Below are 25234 nucleotides of genomic sequence, written 5' to 3' on the forward strand. Positions count from 1 at the left end.
CGTTCAGTTTTCAAAGAACTAATGTTGCTGACAAGATAATACTATATCAGTTTATCTTTACAATGTCAAACACTTTTTTAAAATAATTTTTCATCGCGTTTGCGACAGAATTTTATATTAACAATTTCATCTGTATTTGTCAACAGTTAAAACGTTATATATAAATTCTTTTTTTATCTCCTCGCCTGTATTTCGTAGCGAGAACCTTATATTACTATTATATTTTCTATGTGTCAACAATTATATTAAAATTATTTTATAAAGAAAAAAAACAATATCTTACATAAGAATTTGAAACGAGACTTATAGCTAACGGTTCCTTCATCTTATATCCAAGAAAGTGTAAATAATTTAAAACCGCTCTCCTTAAAAAGAGCGGCATATACTTTTTCACACAATATTTTAATATATTGATATTACTGATCCATTTTTATGGATAACATGCACTTTCTGACCAGATTTCTTCTGATAATCTGAAGCTGTTCCATAGGGCACTTGTAAAACAAGAGGTTTTCCTTGTTCAGTAAATTCTACTGTAAAACTATCAGCAGCTCCAACCACTTCCACTTTAGCAGATTGAACAGACCCAGGAATATTCAGTTTCTGTCCAATTAGAACCATTTCCTTACTAAGCCCATTTGCACCAGCAAGTTCTTTAGCTGTCACCCCAAAGCGTTTAGCTATTCCCCATAACGTATCTCCAGGTACAGCCGTATAGATACTTTCTACATCGCTTTTAGCTTCTAGTGGCAATAAGAGTTTTTCTCCAACAATTATTTTGTCAGAACTCATATTATTTTTCTTTTTCAAATCATTTATAGATATTTCATACTGTTTAGCAAGAGAGTATATCGTATCCCCTTTTTGGACTTTATATGAAACAAAGGCTTCTTCTGTGTGTTGATTAGGTAAAAGAAGGTGTTGGCCTACAGTAATTTTTTCTGTTACTAGACCATTTACTTCCATTAACTGCTCTACACTCACTTGATACTTTTTAGAAAGATTATATAAGTTATCTTTTGGTTTAACTGTATAAGTTGAGCTATATGCTTCTGCTTTGCCGTTTAATAAGATAATAGCTGTAATTGCTCCAGCAGCTGTAGTTATGATCACTTTTTTATTACGAGCTTTTATTCTTTGCTTGCGTACTTCGGCAATTCTCTGCTTTCGTTTAATTGAAATTGTGTTCAATGTTTCTTTTCCCCCATATCTCTCTCTATAATAAATTCGAATTACTCAAGAGTAATTCGAAACATCAGGGGGTTTTTTTGACCGTATTACCAATATTTTTCTCATAACCCATTTTCTTTTCTATAGTAGGTAATTTAGCACACAATACCGAGCTCTATAATTCGAATATGATTACTCGGTTTTATAACTGAAATTTTCCTCTATTAAATAAATTTAAAGGGGGTAAGTGATGTTCTTCTGAATCATCTTTTGTAGATGCTTAACTGTTGGGGTTAAATTAACAAGGAAATAGGATTCTCTTAGCCTTCTTGCTGGATCACTATTTTTCAAGTACCCCGCTCCACCTTGATGAAGCATGCATGCGTGTACGGATTTTAATGTTAGATTTACAGTATCAAGCCTTAGCTGCAATAACTCATTCCATTTCTCAGAAAGATTATGACTTTCAGCAATTCGGAATGTTTTTTCAGTAATTTCATTTAATTTCATTTGAAGTTCATCTGTTTGGATATCTAAATACTGATTACACCTACCCTGCTTGTTGCAAACCTTTTGAATAGACTTAATCGATGTCTCCGTCACTCCTAATCCCAGAGGAATTTGATATAGAACAAAAGCCGATCGAATATTAAGGATAAATTCATCTGCTCGTTCAGCAATTATCCACTCTTCTCGTATCCTTACATCATTAAACGCACAGGAATAGGTGGCACTTCCGTTTACCCCCATATACTCTCGTTTTTCCTTTAGAGTTAATCCTTCCGCTGCGCACGGGACGAAAGCCATGATTCGTTGGTGTTCGTCTACCTCAGCGATAATTCCAAACCAATGGTCTTTTCCTAAGTTAGAAACAGCAGGTAAATTCCCAGAAACGAAATAACCATCTTGCGACTTTTTTGCCTTCAAATGTAAAGACTCAAGACCTGCATAATATTTCATCGGATTTGATAAGCCAGTGCCGCCTAATAATTCCCCGTTTTCAAGACAAGGAAGAATTTCATGTTTTAGAAATGGATTATCAGTGTTTCGGATATAAGTTAAAGAAGCTAAATGACACCATAAATTAAAAGCTGTCGTCATACATACCTTAGCCGTTTCTTTCACCAAATACACTTCTCGTGATAGTCTTTCTCCCTTCGGCAAATCCTTCGAACTAAGGAGTCCCTCTTTGCCAATAGCCTTTAGGAAATCTTCTGGGTAGTAGGCTTCTGAATCTATCTTTCTGACTAGCGGTTTCAGTTGTGTTTGCAGCAAACTTTCAAAATTCATATAAGCAGCCTTCCCCTTTCTTTAGAAAAATCAAGGCAGGAACTTCACCTTTAATACAATTTAATCTTCTTATTAAGAAAACCTCCATAAAGGAGGTTTTCCTTTCATTTTTATGAAAGCTCAGTTATTGTGTCAATTGGAGCTTTAACCGCTTCACGCGCTTTTTTTACTGTTCCTTCATCCGGTGCATCATAAAAGCACAGGCATTTCGTCATATCTTCACATACATAAGTTCTGGAAAAAGAAACCTCTGGAACCTCTGCATAATGAACGGAATTTGTCGTCTTCCTATCTAGATATTGTTCCATAGTCAAATTTTCCGGGAGATTCCACTCGACTAAATAATTTACTTTTTCCTTCTGCTCCTTAACCTTCGCCAATTCCTGACCAACTAGACGTACTGGCTTAATAAGAGAAACTGATATTCCTAGTTCTCTTAAACTATCAGTAATCGCATTTCGGTCTTCACCTTCAAATATGAAGAAAGATCTTGAGAACTCTTTTGAAACTTGAACTTCAATTAAACTCGTATTTTTTCCACTAACTGTTTCCTGTACCTCAGAAACTTTAGCCTCAAAAGCTTCCTTTGTTTTTACTGCCTCATTCAAAATAGATTCAACAAGATATAGAGCCATGTTTTTTCCTCCTCAAGGATATAGTTAAAAAATTTATTATGAGCTGTAAATCACTAAATATTATTAAGTTAGATAAACTTACCTGCTAACTTTCTTACTATGCTATTGGTTCGCCCTTCCCCATTGCTTATCTACCCATTTCTCAAATAAGCCAATTGCCTTATCAAGCAAAAGTCCGCAAACCCCAATAAAAATAATACCGGCCAGCACTAAATCTAAGTTCATTGAATTTCTTGCATCCACTATTAAGTAGCCTAATCCTGACTGAGCTCCCACCATTTCACCAGCAACAAGGAATATCCAGGCAGTTCCTAAGGCAATATGCAAGCCATTTGCTATGAAAGGAAATGCGGCGGGAAGAATAATTTTAATAAGTAAATGCGATTTCCTTATTTCAAAATTCTGAGCAATTTTCAGATAAGTTGGATCCACTTTCCTTACCGCTGAAACGGTTGATAGTAAGACAGGGAAGAATGCAGCAATGAAAATAATCACGATGGCTGGAATATCACCAATCCCGAACCACAAAACAATAAAAGGCGACCATGCTATTGGTGAGACTGGCCTTAAAACCTGTACAACTGGATCTAGGATATTCCACAGTGCTAAAACCCTTCCAAAAATCAGCCCCAAAATAACAGCAATAATAACTGCCGATAAATAACCAATTAAAAATCTCATCATGCTTACCTGCAGGTGGACAAAGAATGAACCGTCCTTTATGAGTGACACAATTCCCTCCCACACTTTAAGAGGCGGCGGCAGTAGGGCTTCATCATAATTCCCGATACTAATCGTTAGTTGCCAGGCAGCAATCAGAAGCACAAAACCAACTATGACATTTGAGAGTTTTTTTACACTTCCCATTTCATCACTTCGCCTTATCAAATAATGAATTATCGACAAACTCCTCATAGGAAGGCGGATTTTCTGATAAACCCATTTCTACTAAACTTTTTGTTAATTCATCATAGCTGCTTTTATTTACTCTTAAATCATCGTAAGAAATCCATTGGAATGAAAGATCCATCACCTCTTTATCAACCTTCATATATTTAGAAGAGGCTGTCAGCGTGTGATCATCTTTTTTCTCAGCTAATTCGCCTGCTTTTACATACTCATTGACAAATTCCTGAGCCACTTCATTTTCCTTTTGAATAAAGTCATTTCTTAAAACTAGTGCACAGTCAATTGAATCCTCCCAAATATCAGTATCCTGATAAAGAACCTTTCCTTTCTTAATAGCTACCGAGACTGCTCCAAACGGTTCAGCAACTACATATCCTGAAACTCTCCCTTCCGATAGGGCTGCCGGCATTTCGGCAGGTGGCAGTTCAACAGCCTTAACATCTTCATATTTCAGCCCAGCCTGTTTAAGCATTTGATAGAGCAATATATTATGAGTAGAAAACTTATGAGGGATTGCAAAGTTCTTCCCTTTCAAATCCTCAACACTGTTAATATCATTAGCTGCAACTAATACATTTCCATCTCTATGGCCAAGCGCCACAGCTTTCAAATCAATTCCTTGCTCCTTCGCCTTCAAAGCAAGAGTCACAAGAACAGAAGCACCATCTATACGGCCTGTATTAAGGGCATCCATTAACTCCGGCCATGAACCAAACTTAACAAGCTCCAATTTAAAGTTTTTAAACGAATCCTGTTCATTTTCTAAATACAAAGGAACCGCATGAGTAATCGGCAAATAGCCAATTTTCACTACTCGCTTTTCTTCATTCGCGGATTTCCCTGCTGATGATGGGTTAGACCCACAAGCAGCCAAGCTCACCGCGAGCATTGAAATGATCAATAAGGATAAAAGCTTTTTATAACTTTTCATCGTATCCCTCCTCTTTATATACAGCTATATTTTGATTACTTGCCTAATGCACGCATTGGGCGGTTTCTATCACAAACTATATTTATTAACAAAGCTTATCTAAAAAATATTTAAATATTAAACTCAATTGAAGGTGCAGGTCGGTTAAAGTGGAATTCCTCAAATATTGTCCTTCGATATTGCTGAAAGTCCCCATGACTTCGATCTCTAGGCTTTGAAAGAGTTATCGTTAACTCTTTATTTATTTCACCTGGATTAGCTTTCATCATAATCACTCTGTCTGATAAATAGATCGCTTCATCAATATCATGCGTGACAAGGATAATGGTCGTCTTCTCTTGCTCTTGAATTCGAAGAAGCTCATCCTGCAGATAATAGCGATTAAATGTATCTAAAGCGGCAAAGGGCTCATCCATTAAAATCAATTCTGGCTGGTTGGCAAGAGCTCGTGCTATCGCAACCCTTTGCTGCATTCCCCCTGAAAGCTCATGCGGAAATAGATCAACTTTATCCCCTAAACCGACCAAGTTCAAATATGTGCGTGCTCTCTCTTTCCGCTCCTTAACCCCCATTTTCTCGCCTTCTAACCCAAGCTCTACATTTTTCAAAACAGATCTCCATGGTAAAAGACCATAATTTTGAAAAAGCATAATACATTTTCTATTTGGCTGGGCCACTTGATTTCCATCGATGATAACCTTTCCTTCATCGGGCTTTTCGAATCCCCCGATAATATTAAGCAACGTACTCTTCCCACATCCGCTTTCTCCCAAAATTGAGATCATCTCTCCTCTGTTAATCCCAAAGGTCACACTATTTAAAACATGTACAGTTTGCTCTTTATTCTTAAAGGCTTTGCTCACATTTTCCACTTGAATAAAAATCGGTTCAACCAAGCCCTCTATCCCCCTTAAAAAGACAAAAATCGTCAATTCATTTAATTCCTATATAAATACTATGTTTAATGATTTTAAGTTATTCTATTACACTTTGTTCAAAATGACAACTTAATTTTTTGAAAGTATAAAATTTTCTTTTATCATTCTTGTATGTTCAAGAAATCAAAATGCACAAAATAAAAATGGTTGCCCCGCCAATGACAAAATCATTAATTGGAACAACCATGTGTGATCATTTATTTAATTAACAGGACTTTACGAAAAAGCGGGAGAAGGTAATAGCCAAGACAAACACCCACTGTATTTAATAGAAGGTCGTCAATATCTAAGCTCCCTCTTTTTGATACAAACTGCAGTCCTTCTATTATACTAATCAAACAAATTGTGAAAAATAAAAGCTGTTTAATCGAGGCACTCTTTTTTATAAAACCGTAATACACGCCAAATGGAATAAATAACCCGATATTCGCGCTCAAATTATAAAAGGCAATTAAAAAATCAGCATTCCCAAATAAATAAAGGCGAATGGTCATAAAAGGCATCATATTGACCGCACCATAATTTGTCCCATTGGGCCGGAAAAATAATAGGATTAACAGTCCGATAGTATAGAAAAATATAAGACCATGGAGGACACTTTGTGATACATAGACTCTTTCATTAAGTAACAAGCAAACAATAAATAAAGTTAAGAAAGAAATAACAAACCAAACTATCCCAACTGCAAGTGGATGCAAATGGTTTGTTAGTTCAAGCCATACTGGAATGAGAATAAAAAATATGGCTTGAGAAATGAAAACACTAAGCAGAATAACTTTTTTCATAATTACCTCTCAGGTGGTTTATTCAACTTCCTTTGGCCGAATGATTTCAACATGTAATGCTTTTGCTTGACCCGGATAGGATTCAGCAATGGCACCCTCAATCCAGATTGCAACCTCTTGATAAACTTGCAATTCTTTCATATTATCGGTTTCATTCAATGTAACCCATACTAACCCCTTCTCATAATCTTCAACTAAAATTCGCCTAGCATCTTTATCGATTTCAAGAATGCTCCCTTTCATATCAGCTTCGCCTTTCACATCACTCTTTTGAGTACAGCCAAATAAGATAAATGAGAATAATAATAGTACAATGTATTTTTTCATTCGTATCCATCTCCTATATGTGAATAGACGTACCGTACAGTTAAAGGTTTCGGCAAAAAAATAAAATGGACGTCTTTTAAAAACGTCCATTCTTACAACAATAAAGCCTTATGATAGCTCCGTTATTACCTGATATATAATTTTAGTAAATTATAAAGTATACGCCGGTATCATCCATGGGAATACATATGCTTGCAGCATGACTAAAATTCCCATTAATGCGGCTAAAGCTAAACTGTGGAAAAAGACTGCCCGAAATATCGGTCCTACAGCATTTGCGCCTTCGACTCGATTCTCATAACAAGCTGCTGTTGCTACAACTATGCTTTGAGCGTCAATCATTTTCCCCATGACCCCACCGGTTGAGTTGGAGGCTGCGATTAGCACCGGATCTAGTCCTAGCTGGTCAGCTGTAATTCGTTGCATACTCCCAAATAATGCATTCGAAGAGGTGTCACTGCCAGTCAGAAATACCCCAAGCCAACCGAGCATGGCAGCAAAGAACGGATATAACACACCAGTTTTAGTAAAAGCTAATCCTAGGATGGCGTCTAAGCCGGAATATCGCGTTGTAAAACCTAAGCCTAACACCAATCCAATCGTAATTAATGGGGTTTTCATTCTTTGCGCAGTTCTTACGACAGACTGTTTCCATTGTTCTTTGCTCATTCGGAGGAACAAACCGCTTAGCAATGCGGCAAAAAACACGCCTGTTCCTGCTGCGGATAGCCAGTTTAAGTTATAAAGCGCCGCTTCTGGTATAGATTCCTTTGCAAGTGGCGGACTTCGGAATACGAGCTGATCCAAAAAAGGCACCGGAATACTATAAAATGACTTAAGACCAAAGAAGTTCAAAGAATTCAGGAAGCCCTTCCATTGTGGCAGTCCCCACATGAATACGAAAAGTGTAAGGAATGCCCAAGGAGCCCATGCCTTTGCCACTTGTCCTGAACTATACTTTGTTTCCTGATTTTCTAGGGATTTCATTTCTTCCTCTTCACCAGGCAAATAAAATTTATTTTTTGGCTGCCATACTTTAAGAAGTAGAATTAATGCAAAAATAGCGACAAGACCACCAATAATATCAACTAGCATCGGCCCAACGTAGTTAGAAACAGCAAACTGGGTAATTGCAAAAGTAACACCCGTAACAAGGATTGCTGGCCAGATTTCCATTACCTGCTTCCACTTTCCTTTGTGCATGAAAACCATTGTAGCAATCAGCCAGAATGGCACAATAACGGAGAAGAAAGGCAGTTGGCGCCCAGCCATTGCAGACAAGGCCATTTCAGGAAGTCCAGTCACAGCTGCTAAGGTAATAATCGGCGACCCTACAGCTCCGAAAGCAACAGGGGCCGTGTTAGCGATTAAACAAAGAATTGCTGCTACTATAGGACGAAACCCAAGACCTACCATCAGCGCACCAGCTATGGCTACTGGAGTACCAAAACCAGCCGCCCCTTCGATAAAAGCCCCGAAGGAAAAAGCGATGAGAAGTGTTTGAATGCGTCTGTCTGATGATAAATTTAAAACAGAAAATTTTACAATATCAAATTGACCAGTCACCAATGTAATCGTATACAAAAACATTGCGGCAACTATAATCCAGCCGATCGGCATCATGCCAAAGAAGGATCCATATCCAAAAGCTGCTAATGTTGAAGACACAGGCATGTCTACTAACCATATTGCCATTATAACAGTGACGATCCCAGCAATGAGAGCTGCTTTTGGTGCAGCAATTCCATAATGCCTTCTCCCCAGCTTATCCTTATGAGGATGCAATGCGAGCAAATACAACAAAGTCAATATTGGGATTGCAGCTAATAGTGTAGAAAGAAAGGCATTCCCCATTGGATCATACAGTTGATGAAACTCCAAACTTATCCCCTCCTAATCATATTCATTCGAAGTATATGACGGGTAATCTCCCTTTAGTACAACTAGTCCCAATAATAGTAAAATTATGAATTTATGGAATGTTCCCCCATTTGTTCATAGCGAATTAATACTTGGGATTGTATATCAGTCAGCAAAAAAAATCCCAATCTCTCAGTTTCATAAGTGAGAAATTAGGATTTAAATAAAGAATATCTGCAGATACTATCCCTAGAGGAATGAATTTTCCCATTTATCCTGTTTCTAAACCGGATCCTTAAAATGCCTATGCGAAAAAAGATTAAAGTAATTTAATTTTAGGCCTTATTAGGATTGTTTTACGCGTTCTAAAATTTACAATCTTTACAAGTAATAAATTAGCACCTAAATATTATTTTGTCACTTCGACAAAAATCGACATGAATAACAGGAGAAAAACATGGATTTATTTCGTAAAAAATCGATAGGCAATGAACTTTCTAACAATTCACTCAAAAGGGTACTTGGGGCTCTAGATCTAACCATGCTTGGGGTTGGGGCTATAATTGGAACAGGAGTATTCGTTTTGACAGGAGTTGCCGCAGCCAAATATGCTGGCCCTGCCTTAATCCTATCTTTTATTATTGCGGGTTTAGCGTGTGTATTTGCAGCATTATGCTATTCGGAATTTGCCTCGATGATTCCAGCATCCGGGAGTGCTTACACATATAGTTATGTCGCTTTTGGTGAATTACTTGCTTGGATTTTAGGTTGGGATTTAGTTCTCGAATATGGACTCGCCTCCTCCGCGGTGGCAAGTGGATGGTCAGGGTATTTCCAAGGGTTATTAGCAGGATTTGGAATTCATTTACCAACAGCCTTAACTTACGCCTTTGATCCCTCAAAAGGTACAATCATCGATTTACCAGCTGTTATTATCGTCCTTTTAGTTACTTTATTACTTTCTAGAGGAGTAAAAGAATCTGCTAAATTTAATGCCACAATGGTTGTTGTTAAGGTGGCTGTCGTACTTCTATTCATTATTATTGGGGCTTGGTACGTTGAACCGGATAACTGGACTCCGTTTATGCCGTTTGGATTTTCTGGAGTCGTTACTGGAGCGGCAGTTGTCGTGTTCGCCTACTTTGGCTTTGACGCGGTATCTACTGCTGCCGAAGAAGTAAAAAATCCTCAGCGTAATCTTCCAATCGGGATTATTTCATCATTAGCAGTTTGTACAATTTTGTATATCGCCGTCTCTTTAGTTCTTACTGGGATGGTACCGTTTGATTTGCTAAATGTGAAAGATCCAGTAGCTTTTGGATTGCAATATATTAATCAAGATTGGGCAGCAGGTTTTATTTCTCTTGGAGCCATTGTTGGAATTACGACAGTCTTAATCGTCATGATGTTTGGACAATCACGTCTGTTCTATTCAATTAGCAGAGATGGACTTCTGCCAAAAGCTTTGTCTGCTGTTCATCCAAAAACAAAAGTTCCTTTAAAAAGCACTTGGGTAACAGGAATATTGGTTGCCACTCTTGCCGGCCTAGTTCCCCTTGATAAATTAGCTGAACTGACAAGTATAGGTACATTATTTGCTTTCACAGCTGTTTCTCTTGGTGTTGCTGTACTTCGTAAAACGCGACCAGATCTCAAACGTGGATTTAAAACACCCTGGGTACCTGTTATTCCAGCTTTAGCAGTGATCTTTTGTGTTTATTTAATGCTGCAGCTTTCAGCATTTACATGGAAAGGTTTCGCTGTTTGGCTAATTCTCGGTCTTGTCATTTACTTTACGTATGGTTATAGGAAGAGTCACTTAAATCAATAAAGCAGTGACAGGCCCCTTGATAAATGTTGAATTTTGATTATTAAATGTCGAGACTAGTGTATTCTTTCGACAATTTCGGGTGTGACTGACACTGCTACCACTGCAGAATAAGTTGAATATAAGAGTATGAAGTGAACGGATGGCGATTTAAAAATAAATGGAGGATTCTTTTTACGAACGTAGTAGGATACTTCTAAAACTAGAGGTTAAAATAAAGTATTGATGTAAAAAGGTTGAAAATAGAGGATAAAAAATCCTCAAAAATTATTTATTTTCATTTGATTGGTTATCAGGTGTTTGAACATTTTCATTTAACTCTTCTGTGTCACCTTTAGCATTAATGATTTCAAATATTTGATTTAAACCTTCTGATATTTCTTCATCTTCTTTTTTCAATAATATCCCTCCAGTTTGTGATTATTTATAAATTGTCCAATAGCTAAAGGATAATACATCAAAAGATAAAATGACAAAAATGAAGCTAAGTAGATTTTCAACTTAAAAAAGCCGATTCCCTAATAACTTTTTAAGGAATGGGCTTTTTTGATTTTGTCTCACTATACAAACATGCCAGTCGTATATATCTTTCAGTATTTCTTCTTCAATCAATTGATAGGCCTGAATTAGGTCTTGAAGAAACACCGCGATTAAGGGTGTTAGCACTAGCTTGGATCGTTTTCATCTAAAGATACTGTGATAACTTTTGTATACTCGCCTTTTGCTACTTCACTTGGTGTCGCGTCTTCCATTAGTTCATCTTCCGTGTCGATGCCTTCTGCAATCACTGGAGTTTCCTGCTGAATTTTCCTTTTCACGTTAACACTCCTTGAAAATGATTATTTATAACTTAATTCATTTTAGAGTGTGCCCATCTATCTTGCTTTAATACCCTTGCTCACGGTCTACTAATCCATGTAAAGGCTGTTCATTTATAAATCGCTTTAGATTTGCTGCAAAAAAACTGCAAACTCCATTAACGGTACTCGGTCCTGATAGATGGGATGTAACGTACACATTTGGCATTGACCAGAAGGCATGGTCCTTCGGCAACGGCTCTTTCTCGAATACATCGAGAATGGCGGCACGAAGATGACCTGATTGCATAACGTTAACTAAATCCTCTTCTTTTATCAGTGCTCCTCGGCCAACGTTGACAAGGCAAGCATTCGGCTTCATCGTTAGTAGAAGGTCACGATCTATGATATGATGTGTGGCTTCTGTTAAAGGAAGAATTGTTACCAAATAATCAAGGTCTTTTACAAACTCACCCCAGCTTTCTGGAGTATAGTGGCGGTCCACTAATGAAGCTTGTTTTCCGCTAAAACTTAATCCGTGTACATTCATATCAAAGGCACGAGCTTTGCGCACAATTTCAGCCCCAATCGATCCGAGTCCAGCCACCCCGATGGTTTTGTTTGCCAAGGATTCCGAAATGAATGGATCCCATTTCCGTTCCACTTGTGATTTGTTCATACGGGAGACGTCTTTCACGATGTTCAAAAGGTATGTAAAAACATATTCTGAAATATAAGTTCCGAATTGATCAACGATACGGGTTAATTGGATTTTGTTCGGTATTGTCTTGTCTGCAACCAAATCATTGACCCCTGCCCCCATCGATTGAAACCAGCGGACATTTGATGCAATTGGCTGATTTAGGACTTGAGTGGGAAACTTCCATCCCAAAATGACCTCCGTATCTGGCAAGTACCTTTCCACTTCCTCAAAGGTTGCAGCAGCCTTCACTGAAGAAAATCCAAAATTACGAATGTAGTCAGCATAAGCTTCGGCCTCTGCCTTATCACGGGTAAAAACAAGAATGTTCGGCTGGAATGTCATGATAAATTCCTCCCCTATTAGAAATAGTATTTATTCTTACACTTATTTTACATAGAGTTGTCTAAAAAATATAATTATTTGCAGGAAACAACATGTGCTCATCGAATTTTTAAATTAAAAAGGGGGCTAGATTAAATGAATCAACGTCATGAAGTATTATTTCGACAATTAGAAAGCTATCGAAATGAAATATTGGATGCAGTGGAGAATGTAACAATAGAGGAAGCCGAAGTCATTCCAAAGGGCTATAACAATAATATTCGCTGGAATCTTGGACATATTTTCCTTGATCAATATCTTTGGATTCAAGCGGTCACGAAGGAAAAAACCGTTGTACCCGATGAATTTAATAAGTGGTTTGGATTCGGTACGTCTCCGGCTGACTTTAGTGCGGAAACTCCTTCTTTGGGAGATTTAAAACGGATGCTTAAATCTCAGCCTGCCGATATAAAAGAGGCATATGGCAATCGTTTAGAGGTTGAGTATAAACCAACCGAATTAGGCATGCAAACAATTGAACAGGTTTTAATTCGAACCATCTTCCATGAAGGAATGCACTTACAAGCCATTATTGATTTAAAAAAGGGCATTAAAGCCATGAAGCAATGAATTGTATGAATAAAGCAGGCAGAAATGACTCTCCTGCTTTATTCTGCCTTGAAGTCACCTGTCAGCAATTCCATTCCATCCACTTCAATTGGTACCCATCCAACCAAACCGTTCCTTTTTTTGACTAATGTATAACCAGATACTTCCGCATTGAGCACCTTCACAATTTCACCATATCGGACCGATAAAAATGTTGTGCTTAAATCATTTTTACAGCACACACCCTCATCATTTTCAACTAAATACTCATTTTTCACCCATTGCTCAACCCCAAGTTTAATATTCCTGCAAAGTGTAAAGTAAGGTTCTCTGTGAATAATACTCATTTCATAATTGGGATAGGTGACTGTTCCGACACGACCTGTCTGATCTAAGTAGTCTTTTTTAACTTTCCTTTTCTCATGAAGCTCGTCAACAAACTCGAACGAAAATTGATTATTCTCGAAAATAAGGGCATTCAGTTGTCCATCCCTTTTAATCTGATTGCCACCATCAATGGCAATGATCTTTTTCTCAAAATCAATTATTGGATTGTTAGAGCTCTCGGAATGAAAACGATAATTAACGACTGGCCAATGTCCGACTATGACGGTTTTCTTCGCCTGATGCCCTCTATCAAAAAAGGAATCGACAGATAAAGCGAAGTTTTCATCTGTTTCTTCCCAATCGGCCCGGTCCTCAATACCAGCATGGATCAAAATGAAGTTCTCTGTTTCAATAGCCACAGGCAAAGATTCCAGCCAGTTCAGTTCTTCTTTAAAATGAGTTTCATAATATTGAGCAAGCTGCTGAATTTGATTAAAATGCGTTAAAGACTGTTTCCCCTGCTCCAGCATTTCATTTAAGATAGAATTTTTTCTTGCCTTCATATAGTTGAGAATTTTTTCATTCCCCATAAATACATAACGGTGCAAAATATCGCAGTTCCCTTTCGTGACAAAAACATTCGAGGATTGCTCTGTCATCTCCTTTACGTAGCGAACGATCTCTAAACTGTTTTCTCCTTTTTCACAAAGGTCTCCATTTATAAAGAGGTAATCGTCATTATCGTAATGAACCTTCTCTAACAGCCTTTTAAATAACAAAAGATTAGCGTGTACATCTGAAATAATAATAGCTCTTCGGTTTGGGTCTAAGTTTAGATTGATAACATTTAACATTTGAATCTCCTCTTATCTGAGTGCCTGTTTATACATTTAATAAAGAGTACACGTTCGTATCGTAGGGAACTCCATTTTGATACATATAATTTCTTAATACGCCCTCTTTTTCAAATCCCAGCTTTGTCAGAAGTGCATTTGATGCGTCATTTTCGATAAAAACAACTGCTCCAATTCGTGTTAATCCAAGTTCAGTAAAGCCATATGATACAATTTTGGAAACCACTTCAGCCGCATAACCCTTGCGCCAATGATTGGGATGGATCTCGTAGCCAATCTCAGCCCTCTTATGTTTAGGTAACCAGAGATTAAACCCGATTGTGCCAATGATTTCTTCTCCCCCGTCTTTTACCTGAATTCCCCATCTAATCCCACGTTTTTCACTGAAATTTTGTTCAAAAAACCGGATAAACTCTTTAGCCTGCTCCATGCTTGTTAAAGTATCTTGTCCATAGAAACGTGTGACATCAGGATTGGAAAAACAATTGAAAACCCCTTGTGTATCTTCTTCAACAAGTTCTCGTAGCAGCAATCTTTCTGTTTCAAGTATTGGAAACATTCTCTCACTCCATTTGTGTATATAGAATTTATATTCTGGAAACTACCTACTTTTTCCTTTATCTCAATCCTTACTTTATAATCCTTATATAATGCAACCGATCATTTTTAAAAGAAATAACAATATTTATTAATAATTATCGAACGAAACTTCAATATCTTACCAATATATAGTAGAAAACAATAAGGAGGTGTTCATTTGAATGACAGACCCTAATTATCATCATCCATTAATCGAACGGATTCTATCGGATGATAAGCAAGCGTACAACGAGCTTTATGAAAGAACAATCCCTGATATATATAAAACGACTCGTTTCCTTATTGAGGACAAAGCTGATGTAGATGATTTGGTTCAGGAAATTTACATACAGCTCTTCAAATCTTTGAAAAAATATGATACCAACAGGCCGTTTAAATCTTGGTATATGGGGATTGTGATGAAACAAATTCAGTCCTATCGGCGAAAAAGATGGATGCATGTGCGCATCATTAAAAAGGCAGAAGCATTAAAACAGACGGCAGTCTTAGATTTCTCAAATGAAGTTGTTGATAAATTGACCAATCAGGAGCTTGTTGAATTAGTTACTCAGCTGCCTTATAAGTTGCAACAGGTGATTATTCTTCGTTATTTAAACGATTTTTCTCAAGACGAGGTTGCAAGAATTTTAGAGATTCCGCTTGGAACGGTGAAGTCACGAATTAATGCGGCATTAAATAAATTGCGCGCCAATGAGAAAGGAAAAAAACTTTTAGAGAATGCGAGGAATGTTTATGAATATTGAAAATCAGTTAAGAGAGTCTCTACAAGAAAAAGGTAATTCATTTATGCCCCCATCAGAATTAAAAACAAAAATCATAAGCAACATCGAAACTGCAAACGGAAAATTGAGAAAACGTTTGGCTGCAGGCATTTTAGCAGCAACCTTGCTCATCCCAACCGGAGTTTTTGCTTCCCAGTCCTTTTTAGCTGATGACATTTACGGTTCCTTCGAAAACTTAAAGAAGCATATCTCTAAGGCCACTATGAATGGATACATGCTTTTAAGTGCGAAGTTATCACAGGCTAAAGGTGAACTAAGCACAGAAGAATACAATGATTTTAAGGAATTGCTAAATGTGGTGACGTCATCGAAATTACAATATGGCAATCCATATGGAAATATAGATTATTCTCAATTACCTTCAGAAGAGGCAGATAAAATCAAACAGGCATTAATGGGAGTTCAGCCTTTCTTCGATAAACTAAATGGACTAAAATCAAGTAAAGAAATCTTATCCTCTGAGGAGTATACAGCCTATATTGAAGCACTTATGACCTATGAGGAAGTGTTAGTGAAAAGTAATATCGATCCGAGTGAAGGACCAATCGATATCGAAATGATCCCTTCCGATCTTCAAGCGGAGTTTATTAAAGCGAAGGATTTTATGAGCTACGTAGATGAAAAACAAATTCAGTAAACACAAAAGCAGGAGAAATACTCCTGCTCTTGTGTTTAAGTTAACTTCGGATTTGATTGGCAACGTGGCGCAGCAAGCCTAATTTTTCTTGAATTTTTTACTTTACAAATTTATTTTACATCCAATAAAATTTTCCCCATGCTTTTCCTGCTCTCAATAAGCTTGTGAGCTTGAACGGCTTCTTCTAAAGGAAAGCGATGACCGATTTCAAATTTAAGTTTTCCTTCGCTTATGTATTGTAAAACTTGTTTAGCAGTATGCTGCAACGATTCTGGCCGGAGCCTTCTCGTTGTGCCTAAACTGAATCCGAGTACTGATCGGCAACTTGCATGCAAATCACTTGTATTAAATATGCCTGCAGTTCCGCTAGAATTACCAAATTGGACCAACCGGCCATACGGCGCTAAACAGAGTAGACTTTTTTCAGTGACCACCCCAGCAACAGAATCTAAAACAATATTAACCCCCTGCCCATCTGTAAACTCATTCACCCGGTCTGCAAAGTTTTCTTTGTTATAACTAATGACATGATCTGCACCTGCCTTAATAGCAACCGATGCTTTCTTTTCATCTCCAACTGTTCCAATTACTTTGCTTGCACCTAAAAGCTTTGCCATTTGAATAGCCGTTGTTCCAACCCCGCCAGCCGCCGAATGGATAAGTACTGTTTCCCCTTGTTCAATTTTTGCTATATCCTGAAGCATTTTATAGGAAAGAAAAGAAACAATTGGACAAGCAGCAGCCGTAGCAAAATCGATGTTATCCGGAATCTCATAAGTAAGCTTCTCTTCTGAAACCACGTATTCCGCATAGGATCCTTCGGCTGGAAATGCAATAACCCGCTGTCCAACTCGAAAGTTCTGTACCTCAGATCCTATCTCTACAATAACACCAGCCGCATCTAGTCCAGGAATAAACGGAGAGCTCCAACTTCCCTTTTTCCCATATCTCGCCTTTACATCCGCATAGTTCACGCTTGTTTTTTCTACTCTTATTAATACCTGAGTTGGCTTAATATGAGGAATTTCAGAATCGACATATTTCATTACTTCAGGATTTCCAAATTCGGTAATAAAGATGGCTTTCAAATGGATCCCTCCTATTTTTTATTGTTGAAGTTTCGACACATTCAAATCCTTCATAATAACTTTCTAGAATTATTAAAATATTCCATTCAAAAATCTAAACTCCTCTTTTTATCCTAATATTTCAAGGTCATACACATTAACAATATTAGAATCTTCATTCTTGTATTGACCTCCCAAGCACATTCAAGGTATATTTAATTTGTATAAAAATGTAAACTCAAAGGAGTTTGTTTTATGAGTGTGAATGTTCTTAACTAACCGTTATTTTCATACGGCCTTGAAGAAAGCAAAAAACCGGTCAATTTACTGGTTTCTTAAGTGTGCGCTTTTTCGAGGGATGTTAAGAACACGCATCATAGCATAGAAGATTTGGTGAACCCGCTATGGCATGTTTGGTCATAGCTTTTTTGTGTGCAAAGATAGGGAAATGAGGGCATTTCCATCCCTATTGTGCTGCGCGCAATTTTAGTTTGCCATTGCATGTTTCCATTTCTTCTTACCGTCATGAGCGATTTTGTTCATGGCGGTTTTTTTTATGCAGTTTAAATGGTTTAAATAAAAGATCATAATAGGAGGATTCAAAATGAATCAGCAAACCATTGATGTATTGGGGTATCAAGAAATTCTAAACGAAATCGCAAGTTTTGCGAAAACGAATCGGGGGAAAAACACCCTTCAAGCATTACGTCCATTGTTAGATAAACGACGAATGGAGTTATCATTAAAAGAGATCGCTGAAGCAGAGGAAATTATCAAAATTAGCAGCAGTGTCCCTATTCATACTCTGGATGAAATGGATCACTATCTAACACAGGCGAGAAAAGGAATTTATATTCGTGCTGATCAGTTTACGTACGTTCTTTCGTTCCTGCAGCATTGCTCGAAGCTAAAACAATTCATGAAGGATAAGCACTATGCAGCTCCGAATGTAAGTTTATATGCGGAATCGATTGGTGAGGTGCGGGAGCTAGAGGAGGAAATTAACCGTTGCATCCGTCATGGGCAGGTTGACCAGCATGCTTCAAGCGATTTAGCTTATTTAAGAAGACAGCTTTCGATCCAAACAGATAAGCTGAAGGAGAAAGCCCAGCAGCTCGTAAAATCAAAGAGGTATGCAGCATATTTGCAGGATACGTTACTCGTTGAAAGGAATACCCGGATTGCCATCTCTGTGAAAAGACAGTATCGCTCCAAAGTGCAAGGAACCGTTCTTGATTCTTCCGCATCAGGCTCAACCTTATATATGGAGCCTTCTGAATTAGGTTCTATTCAAGAAGAAATTGAGCTTTTGCGTATGGCTGAAGAGCAGGAAACGGAAAGGATTTTATATGAATTAACGGAAAAGGTGCTTCAGCATGAGCATATAATCAAAATTGCTATCGAAACGATGCATCATTATGATGTCCTATTTGCAAAGGCAGCGTATAGCCGAAAAACAGGCTGTTCGAATCCTATATTAAATGAAGATTATGTAATCAACCTAAAAGAAGCTCGGCATCCGATGCTTGGCGACAAAGCTGTTCCACTTTCCATTCAATTTGGTGAAGAGCATCGCGCTTTAGTCATAACCGGGCCGAATACCGGTGGAAAGACGGTTACCTTGAAAACAGTTGGTCTGCTCACCATGATGGCACAAACAGGTTTGCCGATACCAGCTAATCCTGGAAGCGAGATTGCTATATTTCAGCATATTTTCGTTGATATTGGAGATGGGCAAAGCATTGAACAGAACTTAAGCACATTCAGTTCAAGGCTTGTAAATATTATTGATATCCTGCGAGTCACAAATGACCGCTCACTTGTCCTTCTTGATGAATTGGGTTCAGGGACAGACCCAAGTGAGGGTATGGCATTGGCTATTGTGATTCTCGAGCAGCTTTACCAAAAGGGTGCTACTTTATTTGCCACTACCCACTACAATGAAATGAAGGAATTTGCGGAAAAAACAAGCGGATTTCTGAATGGGATGATGGAATTTGATATTGAAACATTGCGGCCAACCTATAGGCTTCTTCTTGGACAAAGCGGAAACAGCCAGGCTTTCGACATCGCGATCAAGCTTGGCATGCACCCAGAATTGATCGAAAAGGCTCATCAAATTACTTATAAAAATAATCGAAGCTATCGCGATGAATTAGATGCAGCTATTTTAAAAGGGCCAGGCTACCAGAAGCAAATTGCCATTAATAAATATGCGAGAAGGACTGCAAAAAAACCATCCCTTGATTCAAGTACGGAAAGCTTTACCCTATTTGAACAAGGAGATAATGTTTTATTAACGGAAACAAATGAGATGGGAATCATATATAAAGGACCAGATTCGAAAGGTGATTATGTTGTTCAAATACAGGGAGAAAAGCGGACAATTAATCATAAACGGTTAAAGCTTTATATAAAAGGAAGTGAATTGTATCCCGAAAACTATGACTTCGATATCATTTTCAAGACAAAGGAATATCGGAAAATCAATAAGGAGCAAAAGAGAAAGCATGTAGAGGGTGTTTGGTTAGATAGTGAGGATTGATTTTTGAGGCAAGAAATATGTTAGCTAAAAAAGACGTTCATCAAGTTAGATTTACTTAATGAACGTCTTTTTTTCCAGCTTAATTCCCCTATTTATGATCTCTGCGATACAAATCCCTAGTTTTGTAGCCAGCAGCAAGGATCATTTTCATTTCATCGCGCCGTTTCGCTTTTGTTGCCTCTTGTTTGGCACTATACACATAACGGGCCCAATCCTTTCGATACCCTGGTGTTAGCGATTGATAGATTGCAAGCAAATCTGGTGTATCCTGCAAGTCTTTCTCCACATTTGGAATCATTTCGATATAATCATCCACACATTGGCTTGGTTTTGTAGAAGTGCTTCCTTTACTTTTAGCATCAATTTTAAGGCCTACAACTGTAAAGACATCATCCAGTCCTACCATACGGGCAAATTTAAGATTGCTTGCACCGATGTAACCATCCTCATTTGCACCTAACCCGCCTAATAAATGATCGCGGTGAATAAAGGTAGGATAAACTTTATTCCCCTTCTTGGGGTAAGCCAAAAAGATATATCCATTTTCCGTTAAATCATTTTTCTCAATCACCCTGTCTACAAGGCCCTTTAAAGACTCCATATCTAACACGAAGGCAAAAATAAGATCATACGGACTATTCGTCAGTTCTGTATCATAATCTGTTAATTCTGCTAGATAATCTGTACCCTCAGGCATTCCCAAAACCGCAGCTTTTTTATATTTTGTTAGATTTAGTTTTTCAACAATTGTTTTAGCCAATTTTGTCCACCTGCCTCTATTCCTACTTTAACAAATCACATAATCCCGAATCAAATATCTATCATTGCTCCCAAAGATACATTAAAATACGGTTCACAACCACTATAATCCCATAAACCCAAGCTAATTGAACCTTCCCGAGACTAATCAGCAATACGACAGGGATAAGAAAGATGCCTATTTCGAGCAATAAATGAGAGATTCCTGAAAGCTGAAAGGTTGCTTTTGGCGATCCGAATAAACCCCAAACAAGCGCAATCATAATAGGAATTCCAGCCGCAAGCCCCCATCTCATAATGGATGTCGTCCCCATTTTATATCCCCAATATCCATAAACAGACAGGCCAAAAAGCTCCAGCAAAAAACGAAGGATGATGTTCACTACCTTAATACTCTCTAAAAGCATCACTATTCACCTTCTCATTTTCATAAGAATGAAGACCTTTAATGAATGTATTTATGAGAATTGACAAACTTTTATCCGTATCATAGGGCAGCCCAAAGCCACCCATTTGTTCAATCGAGGCAAAACCATGCAAAATACTTCTGAACCCCCTGACCATATGAATAGCTTGTTCTTCCTCCAGGCTATACACTTGCAGTACTTGGACAGCAAGACGGACAATGGACTCCTGCGCTTCCTGTAATTCCTTATCTTCAGGATCAGGAAATCTCGAAGTTGCCTCATAAAGTCCAGGATGATTTCTTACAAACTGAATATATGCTTCACTTAGGGCTTTAATGGCATCATCACCCGAACGTCCCGCAGCAGCTTGAAGCATCGTCTCATATAGCTTTCTCAATCCATGAATGGCTAGCTTTTGCTTCAATTCATTTAATCCGTTCACATGGTTGTATAAGGACGGAGGGCGAATTTGCAGTTCCTCAGCCAGCACACCAAGAGAAAGCTGGTCTAAGCCATGTTCATCAATTAATTGTGTTGCTTTAAGTAAAATTACAGCTAAATCTATTTTCGTACGACGTGTCATCTTCATTACCTCTATTCTCTTGCGCTTATTTCATTTCTGCATGATCAATAGCCTTTTTCATCAATTCAATTGGATGATCAATCATTTTCCCATGTCCGGCAGCAAGCAAACTCGGTTGGCAGCTGACTAATTTTCTAGCACTTATAAGCGCGGTTTCTTTATCCCAAGTGGCTAATGCCGGAAAAGGAAATAATGGCTTCACCACTCCAGAAACAGCGATCCCGCCTCTAGTTTGGAATGCATCCCCAACTATTAAACTTCGATTCCTCGTATCTAGAAGAGAGATAGAGCCTGGTGTATGGCCGGGCGAATGGATAACCTCTAATGAACCAATCCGTTCCCCTTCATGAAGCAAATTATCAGGGCGGGTTTTAATATTTTTCGGAACCCCTCCGCGTATCGGGGAATTTTTTTCATCAGGATGGATTGTAGTATCTCCTCTTAATAGGTGTGAGTCCCTGGAAGAAATGCTTACTTGTGCTTCTGGCAAAATCTCTTTTAGTATGTCTAATGCACCTACATGATCAGCATGGGCATGAGTAATAATGATATTTGTGATAGGCTTTCCAATCTTCCTTGCCGACTGGATAATGCTTTTTGCACTGTATGGCATAGCGGCATCAATAAGAGTGAGACTAGTCTCCTCTTCAACTAAATAACAATTTACAGGGAATAACCGTGGCATAAAAGCTAATTGATAAACGGAATGCATTTTTGTTATTTTCATATTTTCGTATCCTCTCAAAGCAACTAATTATATTATCATTTTAACTAATCAGATTAGTTAAATGCAACATTATTGTAAAATAGCTTTGAAAAAGACGACACCCACTTTACTTAGCGAATGTCGTCTTTTCAAAATAATACTATGTCATTTCCCTCGCTTCCCCCTCCAATGATAACCCTTTTCCATGCAAATAAAGATGGACGAATCCATATAGAGAGGAAAGAAGCATTAAACCGCCGGACAGAATATAAACGAGCCGGACGCCAATCAGGTCAGTCAAAGCCCCAATGCCAATAATTGAAAAAATGAAGATCAATTGTACCAATGTAGCTTTAGCAGCAAGAATCCGAGTAAGCGTCTTTTCGTCTGTACTATTTTGGAACATCGTTTCTTGCGCCAAATCTCTAACTTGAAAGGAAGGGCCCATTAAAATGACTAAAAGCACAGCAAGATATGCATGGCCTACGAAGCCATATGAAAAGGTCAATAAACCAAAAGCAGCTGAACCGATCAACATGAGTATCGTTAAGCGACCCTTTAAGAATTTTGAAAATCGGAAGACAAGAAACCCGCCTAAAATCGCTCCAAAATAATAGCCGCCATTGATATAGCCCCACCAGGCTTCTCCTTTTCCGAGTGCCTCTTTTGCGAAAGTGAGTGTGACAGCTCCTATCCAGATAGATCCGACCAATGTTTCCATTACATCCATGATCACGATGACCCGCAATCCTTCGTGCTGGAAAAGGTACTTCCACCCAGAGGTTAACCTGCTGATCATTCCTTCTGCAGTAACTATGCTGGTTGACCGGTTCATTTTTATAAAAAATAAGCTGACTACGGAAACCGCTAGAAAACAGATAGTAATCACAAGAGTGGTTTGTTTTCCAAGGAATGCAAGCAGCACCCCTCCAAAGGTCCAGCCAGAAAATAAAAAGGTTTGATCCACACTTGATAATAGACTATTTGCTTTAACCCTAGAATGCTCAGGAACAACAGCCTTAACAATCGTGCTTTTAACAGGAGAAAAAAATCCATTAAAAAACGAGATGACTGCTAATAAACTAAATATAAATATAATAATAACCGTATCAAGCGATTGTTGAAAAAGAATAAACAGTACAGATAACAGCATCACTTGTGCAATCTGAGAAAATATCAACAACTGATTCAGCTGAAATCGATCCGATACGGAGGGCAAAAATATTCCGCTTACCATTCGGGATAATACACTTATTAATGTGACCATCGCCGATATTGTGGTCGAGCCGGTTTCATTGTAAAGATGCAGCACAACGACCATTGTATATAAAGCAAACCCCAAATTCGTGGAGGTTTGGCTGATTAATAGAGCGTAAAATGAACGATTCAACTCTAATCCTCCGATGACATTGAAAAAGCTTTTTTGATTACTTTTGTGTTTTCTTCATCCAAGGTTCCATAACCTTCTTTTTCATTATTACTGATAATGGTGGAAGTTTCATTAGAGTTAAACCAAATTCTATATTCATAGAGTCTTTCAGGCATATTCTCATCAAAAGTGTAGAATAAGGTAGCCAATACATCCTCTTTCCTCGACATTTCAGCTTTTGTGTTAGGTTCCCATTTCACTTTTTCAAAAGAATTCCTTAGTAGATTTATCGTTTCTTTATCTGAAATAATGATTTCATCTTCGTACATTCCTTCTTCATTCACTTTTTGAACATCAATTCTTGTTAATAGTTCTTCTTGTCCGGAACAACCAGTGAGCATAATGAGAAAAAGAATCCACCAACTTTTTAGTTTTTTCATTGTATTTATCCCTCCTTACATTTAGACGGGAGTTTTAGAAAATGGTTCCACTTAACAAATTCAGATTAAACGTTGACTGGTCATCATTATTACGAGATTGAAAATATTGTACAATTCACTAAAATGGATATTAATGATAAATGGAAAGACCCTATTAAAAGGTTAATTATCTTAAGGAGGATATGAATTGGAAAAAAATTATCAGCCTAAGCATGTTTTTTTGGCCATTGGAATATGTATTGCTGTTTCAACTCCTTTTCTCCTCATCTTTGCCCCGCAGACAATAGCAGATAGTGTATATTACACGAAAGGAATTTACCAGGTTGTTTTTGTACCCGGAGAAAATTACATTGTCTATGGGATCGGGTTGTTTTTATTAGTTATTGCTGCAATGATTATTTCCATATTCGATATCAGAAAGTTTTCGATTATATTAAGCATCGCATTTGTCTGCTTGAGTGTCATTCCCTTTTGGACGGCATCCCAATCTTTTAAATTAATTTCAGATGATGGCCTATCATACAGAACTCTCTTTTCTAAACAGGACCTTTCCTATTCATGGAGCGAGGTGGAAAAAGTGATTTATTATAAGGGAGAGAAAGGGGATTTTCCTGAATATGAATTCTTATTTATAGACGGAAATCAATTGAGGTTTAAGGCAAATGAATATTTCCAAATGGTCGTCCCTCTAGTAACTGACCGGTTAAAAGAAGTTAATGTAAGTATTGAGAGCGACGAATAAGAACCTCTACTTAAACTTTCGAGGACTGTGCTGAGGTTCTTTCTAATTAGAAAGACTAAAGGACATTGTTAATCCAGTTGATAAGTTGCTTAACCTTTTTACTTTGCTTGGGCTTTTCAAACCCCATTTCTCGATGAAATGTCCGTCCAGACTCTCTGCTTGGACTTTTTAAACTCATTTCTCGATGAAATGTCCATCCAGACTCTCTGCTTGGACTTTTCAAACTCATTTCTCGGTGAAATGTCCGTCCAGACTCTCTGCTTGGACTTTTCAAACCCATTTCTCGGTGAAATGTCCGTCCAGACTCTCTGCT

Annotated in this window: 28 protein-coding genes; 6 read left to right on the top strand and 22 right to left on the bottom strand. The window is 37.9% G+C overall.

The window, feature by feature from the left end; all coding sequences use genetic code 11:
* Positions 1-402: 402 nt before the first annotated feature.
* From V7122_RS21225 to V7122_RS21265, 9 genes are all read right to left on the bottom strand, one after another.
* Positions 403-1191 carry a LysM peptidoglycan-binding domain-containing protein gene (locus V7122_RS21225; RefSeq protein ID WP_335485442.1) on the bottom strand — a complete coding sequence of 263 codons (789 nt, stop codon included), beginning with the start codon at positions 1189-1191 and terminating at the stop codon, positions 403-405.
* A gap of 213 nt (positions 1192-1404) precedes the next feature.
* Complete coding sequence (locus V7122_RS21230; protein WP_335347069.1) at positions 1405-2460, bottom strand: acyl-CoA dehydrogenase; 1056 nt, start codon at positions 2458-2460, stop codon at positions 1405-1407.
* A 110-nt stretch (positions 2461-2570) separates the two neighbouring features.
* Complete coding sequence (locus V7122_RS21235; RefSeq protein ID WP_335347070.1) at positions 2571-3095, bottom strand: DUF4242 domain-containing protein; 525 nt, start codon at positions 3093-3095, stop codon at positions 2571-2573.
* Between the two features lie 102 nt (positions 3096-3197).
* Positions 3198-3962 (bottom strand): ABC transporter permease, encoded by a 765-nt coding sequence (locus V7122_RS21240; RefSeq protein WP_335347071.1) that lies wholly within the window; start codon positions 3960-3962, stop codon positions 3198-3200.
* A gap of 4 nt (positions 3963-3966) precedes the next feature.
* Positions 3967-4935 carry an ABC transporter substrate-binding protein gene (locus tag V7122_RS21245; protein WP_335347072.1) on the bottom strand — a complete coding sequence of 323 codons (969 nt, stop codon included), beginning with the start codon at positions 4933-4935 and terminating at the stop codon, positions 3967-3969.
* 110 nt (positions 4936-5045) lie between these two features.
* Positions 5046-5831, bottom strand: a complete 786-nt coding sequence (locus tag V7122_RS21250) for an ABC transporter ATP-binding protein (RefSeq protein WP_335347073.1) — start codon at positions 5829-5831, stop codon at positions 5046-5048.
* Positions 5832-6070: 239 nt separating this feature from the next.
* Positions 6071-6658 carry a VanZ family protein gene (locus V7122_RS21255; RefSeq protein ID WP_335347074.1) on the bottom strand — a complete coding sequence of 196 codons (588 nt, stop codon included), beginning with the start codon at positions 6656-6658 and terminating at the stop codon, positions 6071-6073.
* An 18-nt stretch (positions 6659-6676) separates the two neighbouring features.
* Positions 6677-6985: a DUF3221 domain-containing protein gene (locus V7122_RS21260; RefSeq protein ID WP_335528906.1), complete on the bottom strand. Its 309-nt coding sequence runs from the start codon at positions 6983-6985 to the stop codon at positions 6677-6679.
* A 150-nt stretch (positions 6986-7135) separates the two neighbouring features.
* The gene (locus V7122_RS21265) at positions 7136-8866 is read right to left on the bottom strand and encodes an L-lactate permease (protein WP_335528909.1); all 1731 of its coding nucleotides are present in this window, start codon (positions 8864-8866) and stop codon (positions 7136-7138) included.
* 436 nt (positions 8867-9302) lie between these two features.
* On the opposite strand from V7122_RS21265, the gene V7122_RS21270 reads away from it, so the two are divergent.
* Positions 9303-10676, top strand: a complete 1374-nt coding sequence (locus V7122_RS21270) for an amino acid permease (protein ID WP_335347077.1) — start codon at positions 9303-9305, stop codon at positions 10674-10676.
* Between the two features lie 264 nt (positions 10677-10940).
* On the opposite strand, the gene V7122_RS21275 is transcribed toward V7122_RS21270, so the two are convergent.
* The 3 genes from V7122_RS21275 to V7122_RS21285 all read right to left on the bottom strand — a co-directional run bounded on the left by V7122_RS21275 (position 10941) and on the right by V7122_RS21285 (position 12515).
* Positions 10941-11072, bottom strand: a complete 132-nt coding sequence (locus V7122_RS21275; RefSeq protein WP_335347078.1) for a hypothetical protein — start codon at positions 11070-11072, stop codon at positions 10941-10943.
* A 266-nt stretch (positions 11073-11338) separates the two neighbouring features.
* Positions 11339-11491: a hypothetical protein gene (locus tag V7122_RS21280; protein ID WP_335347079.1), complete on the bottom strand. Its 153-nt coding sequence runs from the start codon at positions 11489-11491 to the stop codon at positions 11339-11341.
* 67 nt (positions 11492-11558) lie between these two features.
* On the bottom strand, positions 11559-12515 hold the full coding sequence (locus V7122_RS21285; protein ID WP_335347080.1) for a D-2-hydroxyacid dehydrogenase: 957 nt from the start codon (positions 12513-12515) through the stop codon (positions 11559-11561).
* 135 nt (positions 12516-12650) lie between these two features.
* Here V7122_RS21285 and V7122_RS21290 point away from each other — a divergent pair, with 135 nt between their 5' ends.
* On the top strand, positions 12651-13124 hold the full coding sequence (locus V7122_RS21290; protein ID WP_335528913.1) for a DinB family protein: 474 nt from the start codon (positions 12651-12653) through the stop codon (positions 13122-13124).
* 38 nt (positions 13125-13162) lie between these two features.
* On the opposite strand, the gene V7122_RS21295 is transcribed toward V7122_RS21290, so the two are convergent.
* Both V7122_RS21295 and V7122_RS21300 read right to left on the bottom strand, forming a co-directional pair.
* Entirely contained in the window at positions 13163-14284 is a 1122-nt protein-coding gene (locus tag V7122_RS21295) for a metallophosphoesterase (protein WP_335528915.1), read from the bottom strand.
* 28 nt (positions 14285-14312) lie between these two features.
* Complete coding sequence (locus V7122_RS21300) at positions 14313-14843, bottom strand: GNAT family N-acetyltransferase (protein WP_335528917.1); 531 nt, start codon at positions 14841-14843, stop codon at positions 14313-14315.
* 202 nt (positions 14844-15045) lie between these two features.
* On the opposite strand from V7122_RS21300, the gene V7122_RS21305 reads away from it, so the two are divergent.
* Positions 15046-15627, top strand: coding sequence for a sigma-70 family RNA polymerase sigma factor (locus tag V7122_RS21305; RefSeq protein ID WP_335528919.1), 582 nt, complete (start codon positions 15046-15048; stop codon positions 15625-15627).
* Positions 15617-16303: a DUF3600 domain-containing protein gene (locus V7122_RS21310; RefSeq protein ID WP_335528922.1), complete on the top strand. Its 687-nt coding sequence runs from the start codon at positions 15617-15619 to the stop codon at positions 16301-16303. Before V7122_RS21305 ends, V7122_RS21310 begins: the two co-directional genes overlap by 11 nt.
* A gap of 110 nt (positions 16304-16413) precedes the next feature.
* Here V7122_RS21310 and V7122_RS21315 read toward each other — a convergent pair whose 3' ends face one another.
* Positions 16414-17391: a quinone oxidoreductase family protein gene (locus V7122_RS21315; protein ID WP_335528923.1), complete on the bottom strand. Its 978-nt coding sequence runs from the start codon at positions 17389-17391 to the stop codon at positions 16414-16416.
* Positions 17392-17974: 583 nt separating this feature from the next.
* Here V7122_RS21315 and V7122_RS21320 point away from each other — a divergent pair.
* Positions 17975-19915 (top strand): endonuclease MutS2, encoded by a 1941-nt coding sequence (locus V7122_RS21320; protein ID WP_335528925.1) that lies wholly within the window; start codon positions 17975-17977, stop codon positions 19913-19915.
* 88 nt (positions 19916-20003) lie between these two features.
* Here the strand turns inward: V7122_RS21320 and V7122_RS21325 are convergent, their stop codons facing one another.
* From V7122_RS21325 to V7122_RS21350, 6 genes are all read right to left on the bottom strand, one after another.
* Complete coding sequence (locus tag V7122_RS21325) at positions 20004-20675, bottom strand: YdeI/OmpD-associated family protein (protein ID WP_335528928.1); 672 nt, start codon at positions 20673-20675, stop codon at positions 20004-20006.
* Between the two features lie 61 nt (positions 20676-20736).
* Positions 20737-21081, bottom strand: coding sequence for a YrdB family protein (locus V7122_RS21330; RefSeq protein ID WP_335528931.1), 345 nt, complete (start codon positions 21079-21081; stop codon positions 20737-20739).
* Positions 21062-21664 carry a TetR/AcrR family transcriptional regulator gene (locus tag V7122_RS21335; protein WP_335528933.1) on the bottom strand — a complete coding sequence of 201 codons (603 nt, stop codon included), beginning with the start codon at positions 21662-21664 and terminating at the stop codon, positions 21062-21064. The genes V7122_RS21330 and V7122_RS21335 overlap by 20 nt, the downstream gene beginning before the upstream one ends.
* A 25-nt stretch (positions 21665-21689) precedes the next feature.
* Positions 21690-22391 (bottom strand): MBL fold metallo-hydrolase, encoded by a 702-nt coding sequence (locus V7122_RS21340; RefSeq protein WP_335528935.1) that lies wholly within the window; start codon positions 22389-22391, stop codon positions 21690-21692.
* Between the two features lie 139 nt (positions 22392-22530).
* Positions 22531-23760, bottom strand: a complete 1230-nt coding sequence (locus tag V7122_RS21345; protein ID WP_335528937.1) for an MFS transporter — start codon at positions 23758-23760, stop codon at positions 22531-22533.
* 2 nt (positions 23761-23762) lie between these two features.
* Positions 23763-24179 (bottom strand): hypothetical protein, encoded by a 417-nt coding sequence (locus V7122_RS21350; RefSeq protein ID WP_335355218.1) that lies wholly within the window; start codon positions 24177-24179, stop codon positions 23763-23765.
* A 187-nt stretch (positions 24180-24366) separates the two neighbouring features.
* Between V7122_RS21350 and V7122_RS21355 the strand changes: the two genes are divergently transcribed.
* A complete protein-coding gene (locus tag V7122_RS21355; protein WP_335528949.1) occupies positions 24367-24921 on the top strand; it encodes a hypothetical protein in 555 nt (184 codons plus the stop codon).
* A 55-nt stretch (positions 24922-24976) separates the two neighbouring features.
* On the opposite strand, the gene V7122_RS21360 is transcribed toward V7122_RS21355, so the two are convergent.
* On the bottom strand, positions 24977-25234 hold a 258-nt coding region (locus tag V7122_RS21360; protein WP_335528952.1), incomplete at its 5' end, for a hypothetical protein.

It is taken from the genome of Bacillus sp. JJ1532, assembly GCF_036965085.1.
GTDB lineage: Bacteria > Bacillota > Bacilli > Bacillales > Cytobacillaceae > Cytobacillus.